This is a genomic window from Streptomyces sp. CNZ287, assembly GCF_007827615.1.
The window spans coordinates 112,878-132,133 of sequence record NZ_VISV01000011.1 but is presented as its reverse complement, the minus strand read 5'-3'; the positions used below and the strand labels follow the sequence as shown (position 1 = coordinate 132,133).

The window sequence follows — 19,256 nt, the reverse complement described above, 5'->3', positions numbered from 1 at the left end:
GCACCCGCGTGGGTCTCACGTTTCACGTGAAACATGGGGCTCGGCGCCGCCCTCCAGGACCGGCGGGTGCTCCTGTTCCACGGGCACGTGTTTCACGTGAAACATCGACAAGGCGATGACCGCGAAGATCACCGAGACTCCCGCCACCAGCAGCGCCGAGCGCCCGTCCGCGGGCAGCAGCGCCGAAGCTGCGGCCGCGGCCCCCACGAAGGCGACGTTGAAGAGCATGTCGTAGAGGGAGAAGACCCGGCCGCGGTATGCGTCGTCCACCGACGACTGCACCACCGTGTCCGTCGTGATCTTGACGCCCTGCGTGGTCACGCCGAGGACGAACGCCGCGACCAGCATCGGCCCCGGCGCGAAGGAGAGCGCCAGTACCGGCGTCAGCACCGCCGCCAGCGCCGCGCACAGCGTCATCCAGCCGGACCGGCCCAGCCGTGTCACCAGCGACGGCGTCACCACCGCCGCGACGAAGAACCCCAGCCCCGACAGCCCGACGGCCACACCGAGCAGCGCCATGCCGTCGTCCTCGCCGTCGGACCAGGCGTAGCGGCAGAGCATCAGCAGCATCACCGTCAGGGCACCGAAGCAGAATCGCATCAGGGCCATGGCGGACAGCGCCTGCGCCGCCTCGCGCCGCTCACGCAGATGCCGTACCCCCGCGACGAGCCCGCGGGCGGTGCTGGCGACCGCCGCCCTTATGCGCGGCAGCACCAGTTCCGGGTCCGGCCCCAGCGCCCCCGGCGCCATCCGCAGCGACGCCACCGCCGCGCAAAGATAGAGCCCCGAGCCGACCAGCACCGTCAGCGCGTCCGCCGTGCCCCCCTTGGGCCCGGCCAGCCCGACGAGGAAGGCGACGCCACCGCCGGCCGTGGCGGCCAGCGTGCCCGCGGTCGGCGACAGGGAGTTGCCGACCACGAGTTGCTCCTCGGTGTCCACCACACGCGGCAGCGCGGCGGAGAGCCCGGAGAGCACGAAGCGGTTGACGGCGGTGACGGAGAGCGCGGACAGATAGAACAGCCAGTCCGGCACCCCGGCCAGCAGCAGCGCCGCCGTGCCCGCGGCGAAGACGGCGCGCAGCAGGTTCCCGTAGAGCAGCACCTGCCGGCGCCGCCAGCGGTCCAGCAGCACGCCCGCGAAGGGGCCGACGAGCGAGTACGGCAGCAGCAGCACCGCCATCGCGGAGGCGATGGCGGCCGGCGAGGTCTGCCGCTCGGGGGAGAAGACCACGTACGCGGCGAGCGCCACCTGGTAGACGCCGTCGGCGCCCTGGGAGAGCAGCCGTACGGCCAGCAGCCGGCGGAAGCCGTGCAGCCGCAGCAGACTGCGGAGGTCGCGGACAACGGGCATGGCGTTCAGCATCACATGCCCAGGGGCCCCGGGCTGCAGCCCGGGGCCCCTGAAGACGGCGAGTCGTCGGCGGTGGAGTGGCGCTCAGCGCTCGACTTCACCGCGGATGAACTTCTCCACGTTCTCCCGCGCCTCGTCGTCGAAGTACTGCACGGGCGGGGACTTCATGAAGTACGAGGACGCGGAGAGCACCGGGCCGCCGATGCCGCGGTCCTTGGCGATCTTCGCGGCGCGCAGCGCGTCGATGATGATGCCCGCGGAGTTCGGGGAGTCCCAGACTTCCAGCTTGTACTCCAGGTTGAGCGGCACCTCGCCGAAGGCGCGGCCCTCCAGCCGCACGTACGCCCACTTGCGGTCGTCCAGCCAGGCGACGTAGTCAGACGGGCCGATGTGCACGTTGTGCTCGCCCAGGTCGCGGTCGGGGATCTGGGACGTGACGGCCTGGGTCTTGGAGATCTTCTTGGACTCCAGCCGGTCACGCTCCAGCATGTTCTTGAAGTCCATGTTGCCGCCGACGTTGAGCTGCATCGTACGGTCCAGGATGACGCCCCGGTCCTCGAAGAGCTTCGCCATGACGCGGTGCGTGATGGTGGCACCGACCTGCGACTTGATGTCGTCGCCGACGATCGGCACGCCGGCCGCGGTGAACTTGTCCGCCCACTCCTTGGTGCCCGCGATGAACACCGGCAGCGCGTTGACGAAGCCCACGCCGGCGTCGATGGCGCACTGCGCGTAGAACTTCGCGGCGTCCTCGGAGCCCACCGGCAGGTAGCAGACCAGCACATCGACCTGCCGGTCCCGCAGCACCTGCACGACGTCGACGGGCTCCTCGGCGGACTCCTCGATCGTCTCGCGGTAGTAGCGCCCGAGGCCGTCGAGCGTGTGGCCGCGCTGCACGGTCACGCCGCTGTTGGGCACGTCACAGATCTTGATGGTGTTGTTCTCGCTCGCCCCGATGGCGTCGGCCAGGTCGAGGCCGACCTTCTTGGAGTCGACGTCGAACGCCGCGACGAACTCGACGTCACGGATGTGGTAGTCCCCGAACTGGACATGCATCAGCCCGGGCACCCGGCTGCCCGGGGCGGCGTCCTTGTAGAACTCGACGCCCTGCACGAGGGACGCGGCGCAGTTGCCCACGCCGACGATGGCTACACGAACCGAACCCATTGACGGTTGCTCCCTGTTCTTCGTTGAGGCCGTGCCAGGGCAGGGCCTCAGATGGCGGTGTCGTCGGACGGATCCGGCCGGGTGCTGTCCCGGTCACGGGGCAGGCCGCCCGTCTCTGCCGAACCGGCGTTCCCCGAAGGGCGCTCGTCGCGCCCCGCCCGTTCGCTCTCGATCAGCTCGGTCAGCCAGCGCACCTCGCGCTCGACGGACTCCATCCCGTGCCGCTGCAGCTCCAGGGTGTAGTCGTCGAGTCGCTCGCGCGTGCGCGCCAGCGACGTCCTCATCTTGTCCAGGCGCTCCTCCAGCCGGCTGCGCCGGCCTTCGAGCACGCGGACCCGTACGTCACGCGACGTCTGGCCGAAGAAGGCGAAGCGGACGCCGAAGTGCTCGTCCTCCCACGCCTCGGGCCCGGTTTGGGCGAGCAGTTCCTCGAAGTGCTCCTTGCCCTCGGCCGTCAGCCGGTAGACGATCTTGGCGCGCCGGCCCGCCAGCGGTACGGCGGGACCGTCCTGGGGTGCAGGAGCGGTCTCCTCCGTCAGCCATCCCTGTGCGACGAGAGTCTTCAGACAGGGATAGAGGCTGCCGTAGCTGAACGCGCGGAACACCCCTAGCGAGCTGTTGAGCCGCTTGCGCAGCTCGTAGCCGTGCATGGGGGACTCGCGGAGCAGACCGAGGATGGCGAATTCCAGGATGCCTGAGCGCCTGCTCATCGCCGCCTCCTTCCGTGCCGCGGATGTCCCGCTCGGGTATACCGGGCCGATGTGTCGCACCGATGTGTCGCGCGGATGTATCGACTCGATACATCTAAACGATAGGGCGGTGCTCGGGCAGCAGCAAGTGAGGGTTCTGTGAACGGCGTCACATCGGCTTGACCGGGCGCGCCGAAGTGTCCGGTAAAGCGCGTAATACCCGGCGCAAAGCGGGCAACGCCGGTGCGTACTCTGTTCCGCATGCTGTCCGAAGGGAACCGGGAGCCGCATGCGGACGTCTTCGTCCTCGGTACAGTGCGGCTGGTTGCCAGAGGACAGAGAACCGGTCGTGCATCGGGGGGACCGGCTGACAGAAAACGCCCACAGGCGATGCCACCTGTTCGAGGAGTAGTCCCTTCATGAGCGAGCACCGTCGCAAGCCGCCGAACAGCGGCCGCGGAGGAGGCCGTCACGGCGCGCACTCCGGCCGCCGCGGGACGCCCGGCGCGGACGGGGGCGTCTCGGCCGGCCGCCGGGCCGCCGGAGGCGGCGGTGGCAGAAGGAGAGCCCCCGACGGGAACACCGCCTACGGTGCGGGTGCCGGAGCGGGTGCGGGTGCGGCGGCCGGAGCGGCCGCCGGGCACGGCCGCAGCCACTCCGCCGCCGGCGGCTACGACGGCCCGCGCCGCAGGCGCCGCCCCGAGCCGCCGCCGCGGAAGCGCTTCATCGACTACCCCCGCTCCAACCACACCGGCCTGCGCCGCTGGCTCCCCTCCTGGAAGCAGGTCATGGGGATGTGCGTGCTCGGGTTCGGCGCACTCGTCGGGCTCTTCTTCCTCGGCTACATGCTGGTGAGCGTGCCCGACGTCGCGGCCGCCGCCCGGGCCCAGAACAATGTCTACTACTGGTCCGACGGCACCCAGATGGCGACGTACGGCGGTGAGAGGAACCGCCAGATCGTCGATCTGGAAGACATCCCGAAGGAGATGCAGAACGCGGTCATCGCCGCGGAGAACGCCACCTTCTACTCCGACCCGGGCATCGACCCCAAGGGCATCACCCGCGCCGTCATCAACATGGCGGGCGGCGGCTCCACCCAGAGCGGCTCGACCATCACGCAGCAGTACGTGAAGAACGCCATGCTCGACGACCAGTCGCAGACGCTCTCCCGCAAGGTCAAGGAGCTGTTCGTCTCCATCAAGGTGGGCGCGAAGGTCGACAAGAACGAGATCCTCGCCGGCTACCTCAACACCGCGTACTACGGCCGCGGCGCCTACGGCATCCAGGCAGCCGCCCAGGCGTACTTCCGCGTCGACGCCGAGAACCTCAAGCCCGACCAGTCCGCCTTCCTCGCCGCCGTCCTCAAGGGTCCCGACCTCTACGATCCCCAGGGCGGCTCCGTCCCGGGCGCCTCGCCGGAGGACAACCGCAAGCGCGCCGAGGAGCGCTGGGAGTGGATCCTCGACCGGCAGACCGAGGTCGAGCTGGACGGCCAGAAGATGATGTCACCGGCCGAGCGGGCCAAGTACGACAAGTTCCCCGAGATCGAGAAGTACAACCCCAGCGCGGGACTGACGGGTCAGAAGGGCTATCTCATCGAGACGGCCAACAGATACGTCCTGAAGAACTCCAACATCGGCAAGGAAGAGCTGGAGCGCGGCGGCTACCGCATCTACACGACCTTCGACAAGAAGAAGGTCGCGCAGATGGAGAAGGCGGTCGACGACGCCCGCAAGGAGTACCTCGACCCGAAGACCCGGGAGAAGGACAAGTACGTCCAGTTCGGCGGAGCCTCCGTCGATCCGACGACGGGGAAGATCGTCGCCCTCTACGGCGGCGAGGGCTTCGACAACGACCACTTCACCAACAACGCCGACACCCTCGGCGTCCCCGTGGGCTCCACCTGGAAGCCCTTCGTCCTCGCGTCCGCCTTCGAGAACGGCACGTACCGGAGCGAGGGCGAGCCGATCTCGCCCGAGAGCAAGTACAACGGCAACAACAAGATCATCATCCGGGACCAGAACGGCGACCCCATGCCCGGCCCGGACGGTGAGGACTTCAGACAGGTCAACGAGAGCGACTACCCCTACGGGTACGTGACGCTGGAGAAGGCGATGGGGCTGTCCATCAACTCCCCCTTCGTCCAGCTCGGCGTCGACGTCGGTCTGTCGAACGTCCAGAAGACCGCCTTGTCGGCGGGCATCCTCGAGGAGTCCATGCCGAAGCGCGAGGATCTGGACGCCTCGTTCTCGCTCGGTACGTCCACCCCCAGCGCCATTCGCATGGCCAGCGCCTACGCGACCTTCGCGGCCTCCGGCGAGCACATCGAGCCGTACTCGGTGACGAAGGTGATCAAGAAAGGCGACGAACTGCCGGGGTACGACGACCATCCGACCGAGCGCGGCATGGACGCCAACGTCGCCGACAACGTCACCAAGATCCTCAACGAGCAGGTGGTGAACGGCGAGTACGGCGAGCTGGGCGAGGGCACCGGCGCCGCCGCCAAGGACCTGGGCCGTCCGGCCGCGGGGAAGACCGGTACCACCGACGAGAACAAGTCCGCGTGGTGGGTCGGCTACACCCCGCAGTTGTCCACGGCGGTCACCCTCTTCCGCACCGACCCGCGGAGCGAGAAGCAGGAACTCCTCTCGATGAACGGGACCGGCGGCTTCGACTCCATCCACGGTGGCCAGATCCCGACCGAGATCTGGACCAACTACATGAAGGAAGCCCTCAAGGGCACGGACGTCATCGAGTTCCCCGTCCCCGACCCGCTCGGCGACATCGTCGACGGCGGCGGCGTCCCCAGCCCCACCCAGTCGTCGATCGACCCCGAGCCGACCGAGAGCGAGCCCAGCGAGGAGCCGGACGACCCCACCAGCAGCCCGCCGCCCTCGACGTCGCCCCCGCCCAGCCAGACGTGTGAGCCGTGGGACCTGGAGTGCCAGTCCGGCGGCGCCACCAACGGCGGTGATCCCGGCGGTGAGACGACCGGGGAGACGACGACCGGTGAGACGACCGGGGAGACGACGACCGGTGAGACGACAGGAGAGACGACCACCGGCGGCCAGCCCAACGGCGGCAACGGCAACGGAGGAAGCGGCGGCGACGACGGCGGAGGACTGATCCCCTGACGCCCGCCGCCCCGCCCCGGGCCTCCGTCTCCTGAGCGGCCCCGCGGGAGCCCCGGCCCCGGTCGCCTCTGCGCGGCCGGGGCCGGCCCGTTCCACCGGGCGCGGTGCACGTACGCCCGCCTGCGCCCCGCCCCCGTACGGCAGGATGGCCCCATGACGAGCGTGGACCACGACCCGGCCCGGCGGCCGGCCGCCGCCCCGGCGCCGGACGAGCCGCCCGTCCCCCCCACCCGGCACGACGAGATCGCCGCCCGCGGCAGCGAGGTCCTCGGTGGCCCGCTCGGGCGCCGGGCGCTGCTCGGCGGCTCCTGGTGGACTCCGGTGCGGGTGATCGCGCTCGTGGCGATCGGGATGTTCGCGCTCGGCATGGTGCAGAAGTACCCGTGCTACGACGGCGCCTGGTTCTCCGGCGCCAACGCCCAGTACACCCGCGCCTGCTACTCCGACATCCCGCACCTCTACCAGGGCCGCGGCTTCGCCGACGACCTCACGCCGTACTTCGACCGCATCCCGCCGGAGGCGTCCGGCGGGATGGAGTTCCTCGAGTACCCGGTGCTGACCGGGCTGTTCATGGAGGTCGCCTCCTGGCTCACGCCCGGCGGCGACGACCTCGTGCACCGCGAGCAGGTCTACTGGCTCGTCAACGCCGGCATGCTGATGATCTGCGTCGCGATCGTCGCCGTCTGCGTCGCCCGTACGCACCGGCGCCGGCCCTGGGACGCGCTCCTCGTCGCCCTCGCCCCCGCGCTCGCGCTCACGGCGACGATCAACTGGGACCTGCTCGCCGTCGCCCTCACCGCCGCCGCGATGCTCGCCTGGTCCCGCAGCCGCCCCGTCGCCGCCGGCGTGCTCCTCGGCCTCGCCACCGCCGCCAAGCTCTACCCCGTGCTGCTGCTGTGGCCCCTGCTGCTGCTCTGCCTGCGTGCCGGGCGGCTACGGCAGTTCGCCACCGCGACCGCAGCCGCGGCCGGCGCCTGGCTCGTCGTCAACCTGCCCGTGATGATCAGGGCGCCGGACGGCTGGGCGAAGTTCTACACCTTCAGCCAGGAGCGGGGCGTCGACTTCGGCTCCTTCTGGCTGATCATCTCCCAGCGCTCCGGCGAGCCCCTGGACGACGCCAACATCTACGCCGCCGCCCTGATGGTCCTCGGCTGCCTCGGCATCGGCGCCCTCGCGCTCGCCGCGCCGCGCCGCCCGCGCTTCGCGCAGCTCGCGTTCCTGATCGTGGCGCTGTTCATCGTCACCAACAAGGTCTATTCGCCGCAGTACGTGCTCTGGCTCATCCCGCTCGCCGCCCTGGCCCGGCCGCGCTGGCGCGACTTCCTCATCTGGCAGGGCTGCGAGGTCGGGTACTACATGGGCATCTGGCTCTACCTCGCCTACACCAACGGCGGCGAGGACGCCAAGGGCCTGCCCCCGGACGGCTACCACGTGGCCATCGCCGCGCATCTGCTGGGCACGCTGTACCTGTGCGCGGTGGTCGTACGGGACATCGTGATGCCGGACCGCGATCCCGTGCGCCGCCTCGGCGACGACGACCCCGGCGGCGGTGTCCTGGACCGGGCGCGGGACGTGCGGGTGCTGGCCGAGGCAGGCCACGGGCGGCACGCGGCGGGCGTGCACGGCGGGCCGGGCTTCGGGGGCGGGCCGGGTGCGCCGGGCGCCCCGGGAGCGGGCGGAGCGCCGGGCACGATGCGCGTGCGGTGGGGTGTGGAACGTAGCGCGCAGGCGGGCCGGGTGTCCCCCGTCGAGTGACATCGCACGGCGTCCGACCGGGCATTCTGAGCGGTTGGTCAGGCCGGGCCGTCCCGCTCCGGACACCAGCGAGGGCCCGGAGCCGCGGCTCCGGGCCCTTCGTGCGTCCTACGCCGTACGCGGCACACTCCGTGCCGTACGCGGTGGGCGAACCGCTAGCGTTCCACCACCCGGTCCGGCTGCGTCGTCGTGTGCCGCAGATGCGCGACCATCTCGTCCCCCTGCACCGGCGCCGACGACTCCGCCGGCAGGTACAGGATCGACACCTGCATGTGCGGCGGCTCCGCGAACCACCGCTGCTTGCCTTCCCACACGAACGGCGACAGGTTCCGGTTCACCGTCGCCAGCCCCGCCCGCGCCACGCCCTTGGCCCGCGGCGCCAGCCCGTGCATCGCCTTCGGCGCCTCCAGGCCGACGCCCTGCGACGTACCGCCGGCGACCACCACCAGGTGGCCGTCGCCCGACACCTTCTGCTGCCGGTAGCCGAAGCGGTCGCCCTTCGCCACGCGCGTGACGTCCAGCACCGTGCCCCGGTAGTGCGTCGCGTCGTGGTCGCCCAGCCACAGCCGGGTGCCGATCCGCGCCCGGAAGCGCGTCTGCGGGAACTGCCGCTGCAACTGCTCGAACTCGTCCGCCCGCAGATGGCTCACGTACATCGTGTGCAGCGGCAGCCGGGCCGCGCGCAGCCGGTCCATCCACGCTATGACCTCGTCCACCGCGCTGGAGCCGTCCGTGCGGTCCAGCGGCAGGTGGATCGCGAAGCCCTCCAGCGTCACGTCCGACAGCAGCGACGCCAGCTTCGGCAGCTCCTCCTCCGTCACGCCGTGCCGCCGCATCGAACTCATCACCTCGATGACGACCCGGGCCCCGACCAGCCGCCCCACCGCGTCCACCGACGCGACGGTGCGGATCACCCGCGTCGGCAGCGGGACGGGCTCCTCGGTGAGCTGGTACGGGGTGAGGACGAGCAGGTCGCCGCTGACGAAGTCGCGCGCCCGCGCCGCCTCGTACACCGTGCCGACCGCCAGCGGACTCGCCCCCAGCCGGCCGGCCTCCGCGGCCAGGCGCTCGTGGCCGAAGCCGTACCCGTTGCCCTTGCAGACGGGGACGAGTCCGGGGAACTGCTCCAGGATGTGCTGCTGGTGTGCGCGCCACCGCGCGGAATCGACGTAGAGGGTGAGCGGCATGGCGGTCGATGTACCTTCCTTCGCGGTGTCGGGGGCTCTTTCCTTCGCGTGAAGTCCGCTGCTTCGCGTGAAGTCGCCGTGGTCAGCGGCGGGACATGTAGATGTCGAGAGCCTTGTGGAGCAGCTTATTCAGTGGGTAGTCCCACTCGCCCAGGTATTCGGCCGCCTGCCCGCCCGTGCCCACCTTGAACTGGATCAGCCCGAAGAGGTGGTCGCTGTCGACGAGCGCGTCGCCGATGCCCCGCAGGTCGTACACGTGCGCGCCGGCGGCGTGCGCGTCCTTCATCATCTGCCACTGGATGGCGTTCGACGGGCGCACCTCGCGCCCGTGGTTGGCGGAGGCACCGTACGAGTACCACACGTGCCCGCCCACCGTCAGCATCGTCGTCGCCGCCAGGCACTCGCCCTGGTAGAGCGCGAAGTACAGCCGCATGCGGCCCGGCTCCTCGGCGTTGAGCACCTTCCACATGCGCTCGAAGTACCCCTGCGGCCGGGGCCGGAACTTGTCGCGCTCGGCCGTGATCTCGTACAGCCGCTGCCACTCGCCGAAGTGCTCGAGACCGCCCTGCACCACCTCGACGCCGGCCTTCTCGGCCTTCTTCACGTTGCGCCGCCAGAGCTGGTTGAAGCCCTTGAAGATCTCGTCCAGGGACCGCCCCGCCAGCGGCACCTGGAAGACGTACCGCGGCTGTACGTCGCCGAAGCCCGCACCGCCGTCCTCGCCCTGCTGCCAGCCCATCCGCCGCAGCCGCTCGGCGACCTCGAAGGCCCGGGGCTCGACGACGTCCGCGTTGACGTCGCGCAGCCGCTTGACGTCCGGGTCGGCGATGCCCGCCTTGATCGTCGGCGCCTCCCAGCGGCGGATGATCACCGGCGGGCCCATCTTCACGGAGAACGCGCCCTGGCTCTTCAGATGCGCCAGCATCGGGTTGAGCCACGCGTCGAGGTTCGGCGCGTACCAGTCGATGACCGGCCCCTCCGGCAGATACGCCAGATACCGCTTCACCTTCGGCAACTGCCGGTACAGCACCAGCGCCGCGCCCACCTGCCGGCCGTCGGCGTCGAACCAGCCCAGGTTCTCCGCGCGCCACTCGGACTTCACGTCCGCCCACGCCGGGATCTGGCAGTGGCTCGCGGCGGGCAGACTGCGGATGTACGCCAGATGCTGCTCGCGGCTGATGGGCTGCAGGGTCAGGCTCATGGCGGCGCTCCTCGTGCTGCGGCGGGTTGCCGACTGCGGCAGGCTTCTCGCGGGTGAAGCCTACTGCGGGCGCACCTCACCCCAGGAGGGAAGGCCCAAGCGGCGGGGCCGTGCAGACACGGAGAGCGCCGGTGGTGTAGGGCGGCGGCGCCGTACGGATCAGAGGGAGAAGCCCCCGCGCGCCATCGCCAGGAAGAACCCGAGGCCGGAGGCCCCCAGCCCCAGGAGGATCAGGAACCGCTCCCTGGTGGTCACGGAGATCATCTGTCCCCACGCCCCGGTGACGATCCCGATCAGTCCCGCCCAGGTCGCCGGCACGTGCAGGCCGCGCCACTGGGCCAGGACGAGCGCGATCGCCCCGACGGCGAGGGTGATGGCCAGGAGCGTGTCCTGGGCGACGTGGTATTCGCCGTCGCTGGCGAAGAGGCCGATGTTGCGCTGCGGGGGCTGTACTGCCTGAGGCATAAGGGCACCTCCATGCCCGTATGGCGGCGCCGGGCTCCAGAGTCGTAGGTGACGCCGCTCACACCCGATGTGTACAGATTGCCGGGAATCGTGGCCGGATTTCAACCGGAAGGGCCGCTGCGGGTACTGTGTACGGTCTGTAGCGGAGTCTGCCCAGGCCACCCCACCGCACCGGCGCCCCATCCGGCGCCGCCCCCGCGGTTGTCAGTGCCGGGCGCTACCGTTGCGACGCAATGAAGAACCTCCTGCCACGGAGAGACCGTGGCCGCCGAGTCCAGAGGAGGTGGGTTCCACAATGCGTCACTACGAGGTGATGGTCATCCTCGACCCCGATCTCGAGGAGCGTGCAGTCTCCCCGTTGATCGAGTCCTTCCTGTCCGTGATCCGTGAGGCCAAGGGCAAGGTGGAGAAGGTCGACACCTGGGGCCGTCGTCGTCTCGCTTACGAGATCAAGAAGAAGCCCGAGGGCATCTACTCGGTCATCGACATCCAGGCCGAGGCCGATGTCGTCAAGGAGCTCGACCGGCAGATGAACCTCAACGAGTCGGTGCTGCGGACCAAGGTCCTGCGCCCCGCAATCCACTGACCGCAACCGACGAGCAGACCGCGTACGGCCCGTCCGGCGACGGACGGACCGCGTACGAGTAACCGGACCGACTGAACCGACAGCGCTGGCCGTGCGCACAGCACTGGACAGCACTGACAGCACTGACAAGCCAGACCGCACCACCCGGCAGCAACCGCGAGAGGTCAAGACATGGCAGGCGAGACCGTCATCACCGTCGTCGGAAACCTGACCGATGACCCCGAGCTGCGCTTCACGCCGTCCGGCGCGGCCGTCGCGAACTTCACGATCGCGTCGACCCCCCGGACGTTCGACCGGCAGACCAACGAGTGGAAGGACGGCGACCCGCTGTTCCTCCGCGCGTCGATCTGGCGCCAGGCGGCGGAGAACGTCGCCGAGTCGCTGACGCGCGGCACGCGCGTGGTTGCCCAGGGCCGGCTCCGCCAGCGTTCGTACGAGACCCAGCAGGGCGAGAAGCGGACCGTGGTGGAGCTGGAGGTCGACGAGATCGGCCCCGCGCTCCGGTATGCCACCGCCAAGGTCACCAAGACCACCGGCAGGGGCGGCCAGGGCGGCGGCTTCGGCGGTGGCGGCGGCCAGCAGGGCGGCCAGGGCGGCGGCTGGGGCGGAAACCCCGGCGGCGGCCAGGGCGGTCAGGGCGGCGGCGGCCCGCAGGGCGACCCGTGGGCGACGTCGGGCGGCGGTCAGCAGGGCGGTCAGGGCGGCGGCTGGGGTGGGAACTCCGGCGGCGGCCAGGGCGGCCAGGGCGGCGGTTACTCGGACGAGCCCCCGTTCTGATCCCGGGCTTCCCGGGGCGTGACGAGCGTGCTCGTACACCACACTTCTTGATCACACTGGAGTAAGAGACATCATGGCGAAGCCGCCTCCGCGCAAGCCGAAGAAGAAGGTTTGCGTCTTCTGCAAGGAGAAGATCTCCTACGTCGACTACAAGGACACGAACCTGCTGCGGAAGTTCATCTCCGACCGCGGCAAGATCCGTGCCCGCCGGGTCACCGGCAACTGCACCCAGCATCAGCGTGACGTCGCCACGGCCGTGAAGAACAGCCGGGAGATGGCGCTGCTGCCCTACACCTCGACCGCGCGCTGACTGGGAGGGTGAGACAAGCATGAAGATCATCCTCAAGGGTGAGGTCTCCGGCCTCGGTGCCGCGGGCGATGTCGTCGAGGTCAAGGACGGGTACGCCCGCAACTACCTGATCCCCAACGGGCTGGCGATCCGCTGGACCCGCGGCGGGGAGAAGGACGTGGCGCAGATCCGCCGCGGCCGCAAGCTGCGCGAGATCGCCTCGGTCGAGCAGGCCAACGCCGTCAAGTCGGAGCTGGAGGGCGTGCAGGTGCGCCTGTCCACGCGGGCCGGCGCCAGCGGCCGGCTCTTCGGCGCCGTCACCCCGGCCGACATCGCCACGGCGATCAAGCAGGCCGGCGGTCCGGACGTCGACAAGCGGCGCATCGAGCTGTCCGCGCCGATCAAGAGCCTCGGCGCCCACCAGGTGTCCGTACGGCTGCATCCCGAGGTCGACGCGAAGGTCGGCGTCGAGGTCGTGGCCGGCTGACGCCGTTCGGCGACGGGTAGGACGAAGGACGGGCCGCGCCCTTGCGGGGGCGCGGCCCGTTCGCGTACCGGGACGGCGGGCTCACGCGGGCCGGGCCCCTACGAGGGCTGCGCGCGGCCCGGACTCGTACCGGGCTACGCCCGGACGGCGCCCGTGACCAGCCACCGCCCGGACCGTGCCCGCAGCCACAGCGTCACCAGCCGCGTCAGCATCATCAGCCCCATCGACCACCACACGGCCGTCAGCCCCCCGCCCAGTGACGGCACCGCCAGCGCCACGGGCGCGAAGACGGCCAGCGTGAGCAGCATCGCCCAGGCCAGATACGGCCCGTCGCCCGCGCCCATGAGCACGCCGTCGAGCACGAACACCACCCCCGCCAGCGGCTGCGTCACCGCGACGACCAGCAGCGCGGGCAGCAGCACGTCGTGCACCCGCGCGTCGTCCGTGAAGAGGGGCAGGATCAGCGGCCGGGCGGCCACCACCAGCGCACCCAGCACCGCGCCGGTCGCCACCCCCCACTGCACCATCCGCCGGCACGCCTCCCGCGCCCCGTCCACGTCCCCCGCGCCCAGATACCGGCCGATGATCGCCTGCCCGGCGATCGCTATCGCGTCCAGCGCGAACGCCAGCAGCGACCAGATGCTCAGCACCACCTGGTGCGCGGCGACCGACTCGTCCCCGAGTCCCGCGGCCACCGCGGTCGCGATGAGGCCGATGGCGCGCAGCGAGAGGGTACGGATGAGCAGCGGCACCCCGGCCCGTGCGGAGGCGCGTATGCCGGCCGGCTGCGGGCGCAGCGCGGCGCCGTGCTTGCGGGCGCCCCGTACGACGACGACCAGGTAGACCGCGGCCATGCCCCACTGGGCGAGCACGGTGCCCCAGGCGGAGCCGGCGATGCCGAGGCCGGCGCCGTAGACGAGGGCGATGTTGAGCACGGCGTTGGCGGTGAAGCCGCCGATGGCGACGTACAGCGGCGTGCGGGTGTCCTGCAAGCCGCGCAGCACGCCGGTGGCGGCGAAGACGATGAGCATGGCGGGGATGCCGAAGGCGCTGATGCGCAGATACGTCACCGCGTACGGCGCGGCGGTGTCGGAGGCGCCGAAGAGCCCGACGAGCCCGGGCGCGGCGGGGACGGTGACCGCGACGAGCACGGCGCCGAGCAGCGCGGCGAGCCAGATGCCGTCGACGCCCTGCTGGATCGCGGAGCGCAGATCGCCGGCGCCGACGCGGCGGGCGACGGCGGCGGTCGTGGCGTAGGCGAGGAAGACGAAGACGCTCACGGCGGTGGTGAGGAGCGCGGCGGCGACGCCGAGCCCGGCGAGATGCGGGGTGCCGAGGTGGCCGACGATGGCGCTGTCGGCGAGCACGAAGAGCGGCTCGGCGACGAGGGCGCCGAAGGCGGGGACGGCGAGGGCGACGATCTCGCGGTCGTGCCGCCGCCGGATACGGCGTCGCTGCTCGCCGGGCGTGCCCTGGCCGGCGGCGGTGGTCGCGGGGACGTCGTGCATGCAGCAAATCTAATAGTCCACAGGTAACAGACGCAACAGGATGTGGGTACTTACAAGATGACGTGTACGGGGTGATCACGCGCGGCGTGCGCCGCGACCTCGGCCCCGCGGGGAAAGTTTTTCTCCTCCACCGGGGGTGGACGAAGAATCAGCAGGTCAAACGGGTGATCGCGGAGCGATAGTGTGCTTGTCCACAGCGCTGTCCCCCGGCTCGTACACAGCTTTCCCCAAGTAATCCACAGGTTGGGCGCGGCTTTCCACACCCCCTGTGGATAGCGCAATTGGCGACAGCCCGCCGCGGACCTACCGTTGACCCTCCCCCCTGCCGGCAGCGGCGCCGCCGCCCCGCGGTCCGGGGGCCCGGCCGACGCGCCGGAAGCGGAACGCCGCGGGCGATTTGTCAGCGGTGTGCCGTAAGAAAGAGGGGCGCCCTGAGAGGTCCGCCGCGAGGCGGGTGGGAGGAGGTGGGGGCAGCCGTGTCAGAGCACGGGGACTATGTCGACACCATGCCCGGGGACGTCCGTCCACTGCGCCGCGAGGACCGGCACAGCCGGCCGGACCAGCCCGCGCCGGATGACCCCTGGGGTCCCGGCGCCCCCGCCGCCTTCGAGCGCGTACCCCCGCAGGATCTGGACGCCGAGCAGTCCGTCCTCGGCGGCATGCTGCTGTCGAAGGACGCCATCGCCGACGTCGTCGAGGTCCTCAAGGGCCACGACTTCTACCGCCCGGCGCACGAGACGGTCTACACCGCGATCCTCGACCTCTACGCCCGCGGCGAGCCCGCCGACCCCATCACCGTCTCCGCCGAGCTCACCAAGCGCGGCGAGCTCGCCCGCGTGGGCGGCGCCTCCTACCTCCACACCCTCGTCCAATCCGTCCCCACGGCCGCCAACGCGGAGTACTACGCCGAGATCGTCCACCAGCGCGCCATCCTGCGCCGCCTGGTCGAGGCCGGCACGCGGATCACGCAGATGGGATACGCGGCCGACGGCGAGGTCGACGACATCGTCAACTCCGCCCAGGCCGAGATCTACGCCGTCACCGAACAGCGCACCGCGGAGGACTACCTCCCCCTCGGCGAGATCATGGAGGGCGCCCTCGACGAGATCGAGGCCATCGGCTCCCGCAGCGGTCAGATGTCCGGCGTCCCCACGGGCTTCACCGACCTCGACTCCCTCACCAACGGCCTCCACCCCGGCCAGATGATCGTCGTGGCCGCCCGCCCCGCCATGGGGAAGTCCACGCTCGCCCTGGACTTCGCCCGCGCCTGTTCGATCAAGAACAATCTGCCGAGCGTCATCTTCTCGCTGGAGATGGGCCGCAACGAGATCGCGATGCGACTGCTCTCCGCGGAGGCCCGCGTGGCGCTCCACCACATGCGCTCCGGCAGTATGACCGACGACGACTGGACCCGCCTGGCCCGCCGGATGCCGGAGGTGACGGGCGCCCCGCTCTACATCGACGACTCGCCGAACCTGTCGATGATGGAGATCCGCGCCAAGTGCCGTCGGCTGAAGCAGCGCAACGACCTGCAGATGATCGTCATCGACTACCTCCAACTGATGCAGACGGGCGGCTCCCGCCGCCCGGAGAGCCGCCAGCAGGAGGTCTCGGAGATGTCCCGGAACCTCAAGCTCCTGGCCAAGGAGCTGGAGGTCCCGGTGATCGCCCTCTCCCAGCTCAACCGCGGCCCGGAACAGCGCACCGACAAGAAGCCGATGGTCTCTGACCTCCGTGAATCGGGATGCGTCACCGCGTCGACCCGCGTTCTGCGAGCCGACACCGGCAGCGAGGTCACCATCGGTGAGCTGCTCACCCGCGGCGAGAAGGACATCCCGGTCTGGTCGCTGGACGAGCAACTCCGGGTCGTCCCACGGACGATGACGCACGTCTTCTCCAGCGGGGTCAAGGAGGTCTTCCGCTTGCGGCTCGCTTCGGGCCGGGAGATCGAGGCGACGGCAAACCACCCGTTCCTGACGTACGACGGCTGGACTCCCCTCGGCCAACTCGCCGCGGGCTCACGTATCGCCACACCGCGGCAGATCAGAGGGCCTGTGCAGCAGAGGGCCTGGCCCGAAGCCGAGGTGATCATGCTCGGGCACCTGCTCGGAGACGGCTGCATCGCACCGCGCCAGCCCGTGCACTACACGAGCAAAGACGAGGCCAACCTCGCCGCAGTGGAAGAGGCGGCGGCCCACTTCGGCATCACTCCCCGGCGTACTGCCCAAGGCACCTGGTCGCACGTCCGTCTGCCCGCCCCCTTCCGCCTCGCACGCGGACGGCTCAACCCCATCGCCGCCTGGCTGGACGGCATGGGCCTGTACGGCAAGCGCGCGCACGAGAAATTCCTCCCGCGCGAGGTGTTCGCCCTGCCCGACGAGCAGGTGCGGCTCTTCCTGCGCCACTTGTGGGCGACGGACGGTTCGGTGACGGTGTCGGGTTCCGGCGCTGTCCGCGTCTCCTACGCGACAACGAGCGAACGTCTCGCCCGGGACCTGCAGCAACTCCTGCTGCGCCTCGACATCCGCGCCCGACTGCGGGCAGTGGGCAACACCACCGGCCGTCCCGGCTGGACCGTGGATGTCTCCGGGGTGGACGACCAACGTCGGTTCCTGCAGAACGTCGGCGTCCATGGCGACCGCTCCCGCCATGTCGTCTCCGCGGTGGAGCGCCTACGACACGTGCAGGCCAACCCCAACGTCGACACCGTCCCGCGCGACGTCTGGGAGCAGGTCCGCGAGCAGATGCGTGAGCAGTCCCTGACGACGCGCGCTTTCCAGGCCGCACCGGGCACCAAGTCCTGGGGAAGCGCGCTCTACAAGAGGTCGCCCGGTCGAGTCCGGCTCGGGCACATCGCGGAGATCCTGCAGAGCGCGGATCTGGAGATGCTTGCGACCAGCGACGTGTTCTGGGACGAGGTTGTCTCGATCGAGGCCCTGGGCGAGCAGGAGGTCTACGACGCCACCGTGCTCGGCACGCACAACTTCATCGCCAACGGGATCAGCGTGCACAATAGTATCGAACAGGATGCTGACATGGTCATCCTGTTGCACCGTGAGGACGCGTACGAAAAGGAGTCGCCACGCGCCGGCGAGGCGGACCTGATCGTCGCGAAGCACCGCAACGGCCCGACGGCGACGATCACGGTGGCGTTCCAGGGCCACTACTCCCGCTTCGTGGACATGGCCCAGACCTGACCCGCGGCGTGTGGTGAGACAGCGGGAAGCTGCTCAGCGCCTCGTCTCGTACCTGGTCAGGACCACGCCGCCGGGAAACGTCCGCGTCTCCACCAGGTCCAGGTTCACCTGGCCGTCCAGCGCGGCGAAGAACGGCGTCCCGCCGCCCACCAGGACCGGCGCGGTGGCCAGCACGTACTCGTCGATCAGCCCGGCCCGCATGGCCGCCCCGGCGAGCGTCGCGCCGCCGATGTCCATCGGGCCGCCGTCCTCGGCCTTGAGCCGGGTGATCTCGGATACACGCCCGAGATACCTGCGGAAGTGCGCACTCGCCCAGGGCGGCGCCCCGGGCGGCGCGTTGGGCGAAGACGTCCTCGCGGTCCCGGCTCTTCCCCCTGCTGCTCCGCCCGGTGCGGACGTAGGAGACGATCCCCTCCTGCGTCCAGCGGTGCCCGAGGGCCTTGACCAGGGAGCGTACGAGCTGGTTGATCCCGCTGCGGCAGTGGTCGAGAACGGCGGCCTGGAGGAGCGGGGCGGCGTGCCGGCGCGTACGGTCGGGGCCGGCCTCGGCGGCCCGGCCGATCTCCCGGCGCTTGACCTCGCACCGGCGGTACGCGCTCTCCCCGGCCCCGTCCGGAACGGCCCAGGCGGGGCTGAAGAGTTCCAGCAGCCCGTCCAGGTGCGGTTCGAACGCGGCGGTACGGGCCGGAGGATCCGCAATCATCTCGAACGTCACAGGCATCCCCCGCCCCGCCCTGGAATCTACTCCTCGCCCGCCAGCGTCAGCGACCGCAGGCGCTGGGCGGCGAACCACGTCGCGCCCGCCGTGACCACGATCAGCAGGACCGTCGCCACCGGCAGTGCCACGTCGGAGACCACGTGGCCGCCCTGGCCGATCCTCTCGCCCACCGCCAGCGCCCACTGCTGGATGCTGAGCGTCTTCACGCCGTCGACGAGGCTGCCGAGCAGGGCCTCCCACACCAGCGCGTAGACGAGCCCGAAGACCACCGCGTGCCGCGAGATCGTGCCGAGCATCAGGAAGAAGGCGGCGTACGCGACGGAGGCGACCGCGGCGGCCAGGGCGTACGCGACCGCCAGGCGGCTGCCGTTGCCGCCGAGGATGACCCCGGCGACCAGCGTGGGGAGCGCGGAGAACGCGACGGTCACGCTCACCGCGACGATCAGCTTGGTGAGGATGATCGTCGGGCGCGGCACGGGCTTCGCGAGCAGATAGACGATCGAACTGTCGTCGATCTCCGGGCCGATGGCGCCCGTGCCGGCGATGACGCCGATGAGCGGCACCATGGTCGCCAGCGCGAAGCCGCCGAGGAGGTCGGCGGTGACCTCGTCGTCGGCGCCGACGAGGGCGCGTACGACGATGGCGATGACGATGAGCAGCACGGGCAGCAGGAGCAGGATGAGCGCCCGGCGGCGGCCGAGGATGGCCCGCTGGGTGAGCCGGGCGACGGTGGGGTGGTACAGCAT

The 19,256-nt window shown here is 70.6% G+C and carries 15 protein-coding genes and 1 pseudogene; 7 read left to right on the top strand and 9 right to left on the bottom strand.

The genetic code is table 11. From position 1 onward, the window contains the following. Positions 1 to 15: 15 nt before the first annotated feature. The 3 genes from FB457_RS20725 to FB457_RS20715 all read right to left on the bottom strand — a co-directional run bounded on the left by FB457_RS20725 (position 16) and on the right by FB457_RS20715 (position 3,227). Positions 16 to 1,350 carry an MFS transporter gene (locus tag FB457_RS20725; protein ID WP_186462021.1) on the bottom strand — a complete coding sequence of 445 codons (1,335 nt, stop codon included), beginning with the start codon at positions 1,348 to 1,350 and terminating at the stop codon, positions 16 to 18. Between the two features lie 84 nt (positions 1,351 to 1,434). After that, positions 1,435 to 2,517, bottom strand: coding sequence for an inositol-3-phosphate synthase (locus tag FB457_RS20720; protein WP_047016790.1), 1,083 nt, complete (start codon positions 2,515 to 2,517; stop codon positions 1,435 to 1,437). Between the two features lie 47 nt (positions 2,518 to 2,564). Continuing rightward, positions 2,565 to 3,227, bottom strand: a complete 663-nt coding sequence (locus FB457_RS20715; protein WP_047016789.1) for a PadR family transcriptional regulator — start codon at positions 3,225 to 3,227, stop codon at positions 2,565 to 2,567. A gap of 398 nt (positions 3,228 to 3,625) precedes the next feature. Here FB457_RS20715 and FB457_RS20710 point away from each other — a divergent pair, with 398 nt between their 5' ends. Together FB457_RS20710 and FB457_RS20705 are read left to right on the top strand one after the other, a co-directional pair. Then, on the top strand, positions 3,626 to 6,340 hold the full coding sequence (locus tag FB457_RS20710; protein WP_145782778.1) for a transglycosylase domain-containing protein: 2,715 nt from the start codon (positions 3,626 to 3,628) through the stop codon (positions 6,338 to 6,340). Positions 6,341 to 6,493: 153 nt separating this feature from the next. Further along, positions 6,494 to 8,095, top strand: a complete 1,602-nt coding sequence (locus FB457_RS20705; RefSeq protein WP_047016787.1) for a glycosyltransferase family 87 protein — start codon at positions 6,494 to 6,496, stop codon at positions 8,093 to 8,095. A 155-nt stretch (positions 8,096 to 8,250) separates the two neighbouring features. Here the strand turns inward: FB457_RS20705 and FB457_RS20700 are convergent, their stop codons facing one another. From FB457_RS20700 to FB457_RS20690, 3 genes are all read right to left on the bottom strand, one after another. Beyond that, a complete protein-coding gene (locus FB457_RS20700) occupies positions 8,251 to 9,282 on the bottom strand; it encodes an alanine racemase (RefSeq protein ID WP_047016786.1) in 1,032 nt (343 codons plus the stop codon). 82 nt (positions 9,283 to 9,364) lie between these two features. Continuing rightward, entirely contained in the window at positions 9,365 to 10,483 is a 1,119-nt protein-coding gene (locus tag FB457_RS20695) for a lipid II:glycine glycyltransferase FemX (protein WP_047016785.1), read from the bottom strand. A gap of 159 nt (positions 10,484 to 10,642) precedes the next feature. Next, a complete protein-coding gene (locus FB457_RS20690) occupies positions 10,643 to 10,948 on the bottom strand; it encodes a hypothetical protein (protein ID WP_047016784.1) in 306 nt (101 codons plus the stop codon). Between the two features lie 295 nt (positions 10,949 to 11,243). On the opposite strand from FB457_RS20690, the gene rpsF reads away from it, so the two are divergent. The 4 genes from rpsF to rplI all read left to right on the top strand — a co-directional run bounded on the left by rpsF (position 11,244) and on the right by rplI (position 13,087). Further along, positions 11,244 to 11,534, top strand: coding sequence for a 30S ribosomal protein S6 (gene rpsF, locus FB457_RS20685; protein WP_018838796.1), 291 nt, complete (start codon positions 11,244 to 11,246; stop codon positions 11,532 to 11,534). A gap of 171 nt (positions 11,535 to 11,705) precedes the next feature. Next, a complete protein-coding gene (locus FB457_RS20680; protein ID WP_047016783.1) occupies positions 11,706 to 12,311 on the top strand; it encodes a single-stranded DNA-binding protein in 606 nt (201 codons plus the stop codon). 73 nt (positions 12,312 to 12,384) lie between these two features. Beyond that, entirely contained in the window at positions 12,385 to 12,621 is a 237-nt protein-coding gene (gene rpsR / locus FB457_RS20675) for a 30S ribosomal protein S18 (protein ID WP_018838794.1), read from the top strand. 19 nt (positions 12,622 to 12,640) lie between these two features. Further along, positions 12,641 to 13,087, top strand: coding sequence for a 50S ribosomal protein L9 (gene rplI, locus FB457_RS20670; protein WP_027741613.1), 447 nt, complete (start codon positions 12,641 to 12,643; stop codon positions 13,085 to 13,087). A 134-nt stretch (positions 13,088 to 13,221) separates the two neighbouring features. On the opposite strand, the gene FB457_RS20665 is transcribed toward rplI, so the two are convergent. Continuing rightward, positions 13,222 to 14,595 carry an MATE family efflux transporter gene (locus FB457_RS20665; RefSeq protein ID WP_347612074.1) on the bottom strand — a complete coding sequence of 458 codons (1,374 nt, stop codon included), beginning with the start codon at positions 14,593 to 14,595 and terminating at the stop codon, positions 13,222 to 13,224. 506 nt (positions 14,596 to 15,101) lie between these two features. Between FB457_RS20665 and FB457_RS20660 the strand changes: the two genes are divergently transcribed. Then, on the top strand, positions 15,102 to 17,792 hold the full coding sequence (locus FB457_RS20660; protein ID WP_486589091.1) for a replicative DNA helicase: 2,691 nt from the start codon (positions 15,102 to 15,104) through the stop codon (positions 17,790 to 17,792). A 33-nt stretch (positions 17,793 to 17,825) separates the two neighbouring features. Here the strand turns inward: FB457_RS20660 and FB457_RS20655 are convergent. Continuing rightward, positions 17,826 to 18,071 (bottom strand): annotated as a pseudogene (locus FB457_RS20655) (dihydrofolate reductase family protein); the annotation flags it as partial. 462 nt (positions 18,072 to 18,533) lie between these two features. Continuing rightward, positions 18,534 to 19,253, bottom strand: a complete 720-nt coding sequence (locus FB457_RS20650; protein ID WP_186462027.1) for an ABC-2 transporter permease — start codon at positions 19,251 to 19,253, stop codon at positions 18,534 to 18,536. Positions 19,254 to 19,256 lie beyond the last annotated feature (3 nt).

Coding starts and splice junctions, on each gene's coding strand:
- FB457_RS20725 (WP_186462021.1), bottom strand. CDS start 1,350: ATGCCCGTTGTCCGCGACCTCCGCAGTCTGCTGCGGCTGCACGGCTTC.
- FB457_RS20720 (WP_047016790.1), bottom strand. CDS start 2,517: ATGGGTTCGGTTCGTGTAGCCATCGTCGGCGTGGGCAACTGCGCCGCG.
- FB457_RS20715 (WP_047016789.1), bottom strand. CDS start 3,227: ATGAGCAGGCGCTCAGGCATCCTGGAATTCGCCATCCTCGGTCTGCTC.
- FB457_RS20710 (WP_145782778.1), top strand. CDS start 3,626: ATGAGCGAGCACCGTCGCAAGCCGCCGAACAGCGGCCGCGGAGGAGGC.
- FB457_RS20705 (WP_047016787.1), top strand. CDS start 6,494: ATGACGAGCGTGGACCACGACCCGGCCCGGCGGCCGGCCGCCGCCCCG.
- FB457_RS20700 (WP_047016786.1), bottom strand. CDS start 9,282: ATGCCGCTCACCCTCTACGTCGATTCCGCGCGGTGGCGCGCACACCAG.
- FB457_RS20695 (WP_047016785.1), bottom strand. CDS start 10,483: ATGAGCCTGACCCTGCAGCCCATCAGCCGCGAGCAGCATCTGGCGTAC.
- FB457_RS20690 (WP_047016784.1), bottom strand. CDS start 10,948: ATGCCTCAGGCAGTACAGCCCCCGCAGCGCAACATCGGCCTCTTCGCC.
- rpsF (WP_018838796.1), top strand. CDS start 11,244: ATGCGTCACTACGAGGTGATGGTCATCCTCGACCCCGATCTCGAGGAG.
- FB457_RS20680 (WP_047016783.1), top strand. CDS start 11,706: ATGGCAGGCGAGACCGTCATCACCGTCGTCGGAAACCTGACCGATGAC.
- rpsR (WP_018838794.1), top strand. CDS start 12,385: ATGGCGAAGCCGCCTCCGCGCAAGCCGAAGAAGAAGGTTTGCGTCTTC.
- rplI (WP_027741613.1), top strand. CDS start 12,641: ATGAAGATCATCCTCAAGGGTGAGGTCTCCGGCCTCGGTGCCGCGGGC.
- FB457_RS20665 (WP_347612074.1), bottom strand. CDS start 14,595: ATGCACGACGTCCCCGCGACCACCGCCGCCGGCCAGGGCACGCCCGGC.
- FB457_RS20660 (WP_486589091.1), top strand. CDS start 15,102: ATGCCCGGGGACGTCCGTCCACTGCGCCGCGAGGACCGGCACAGCCGG.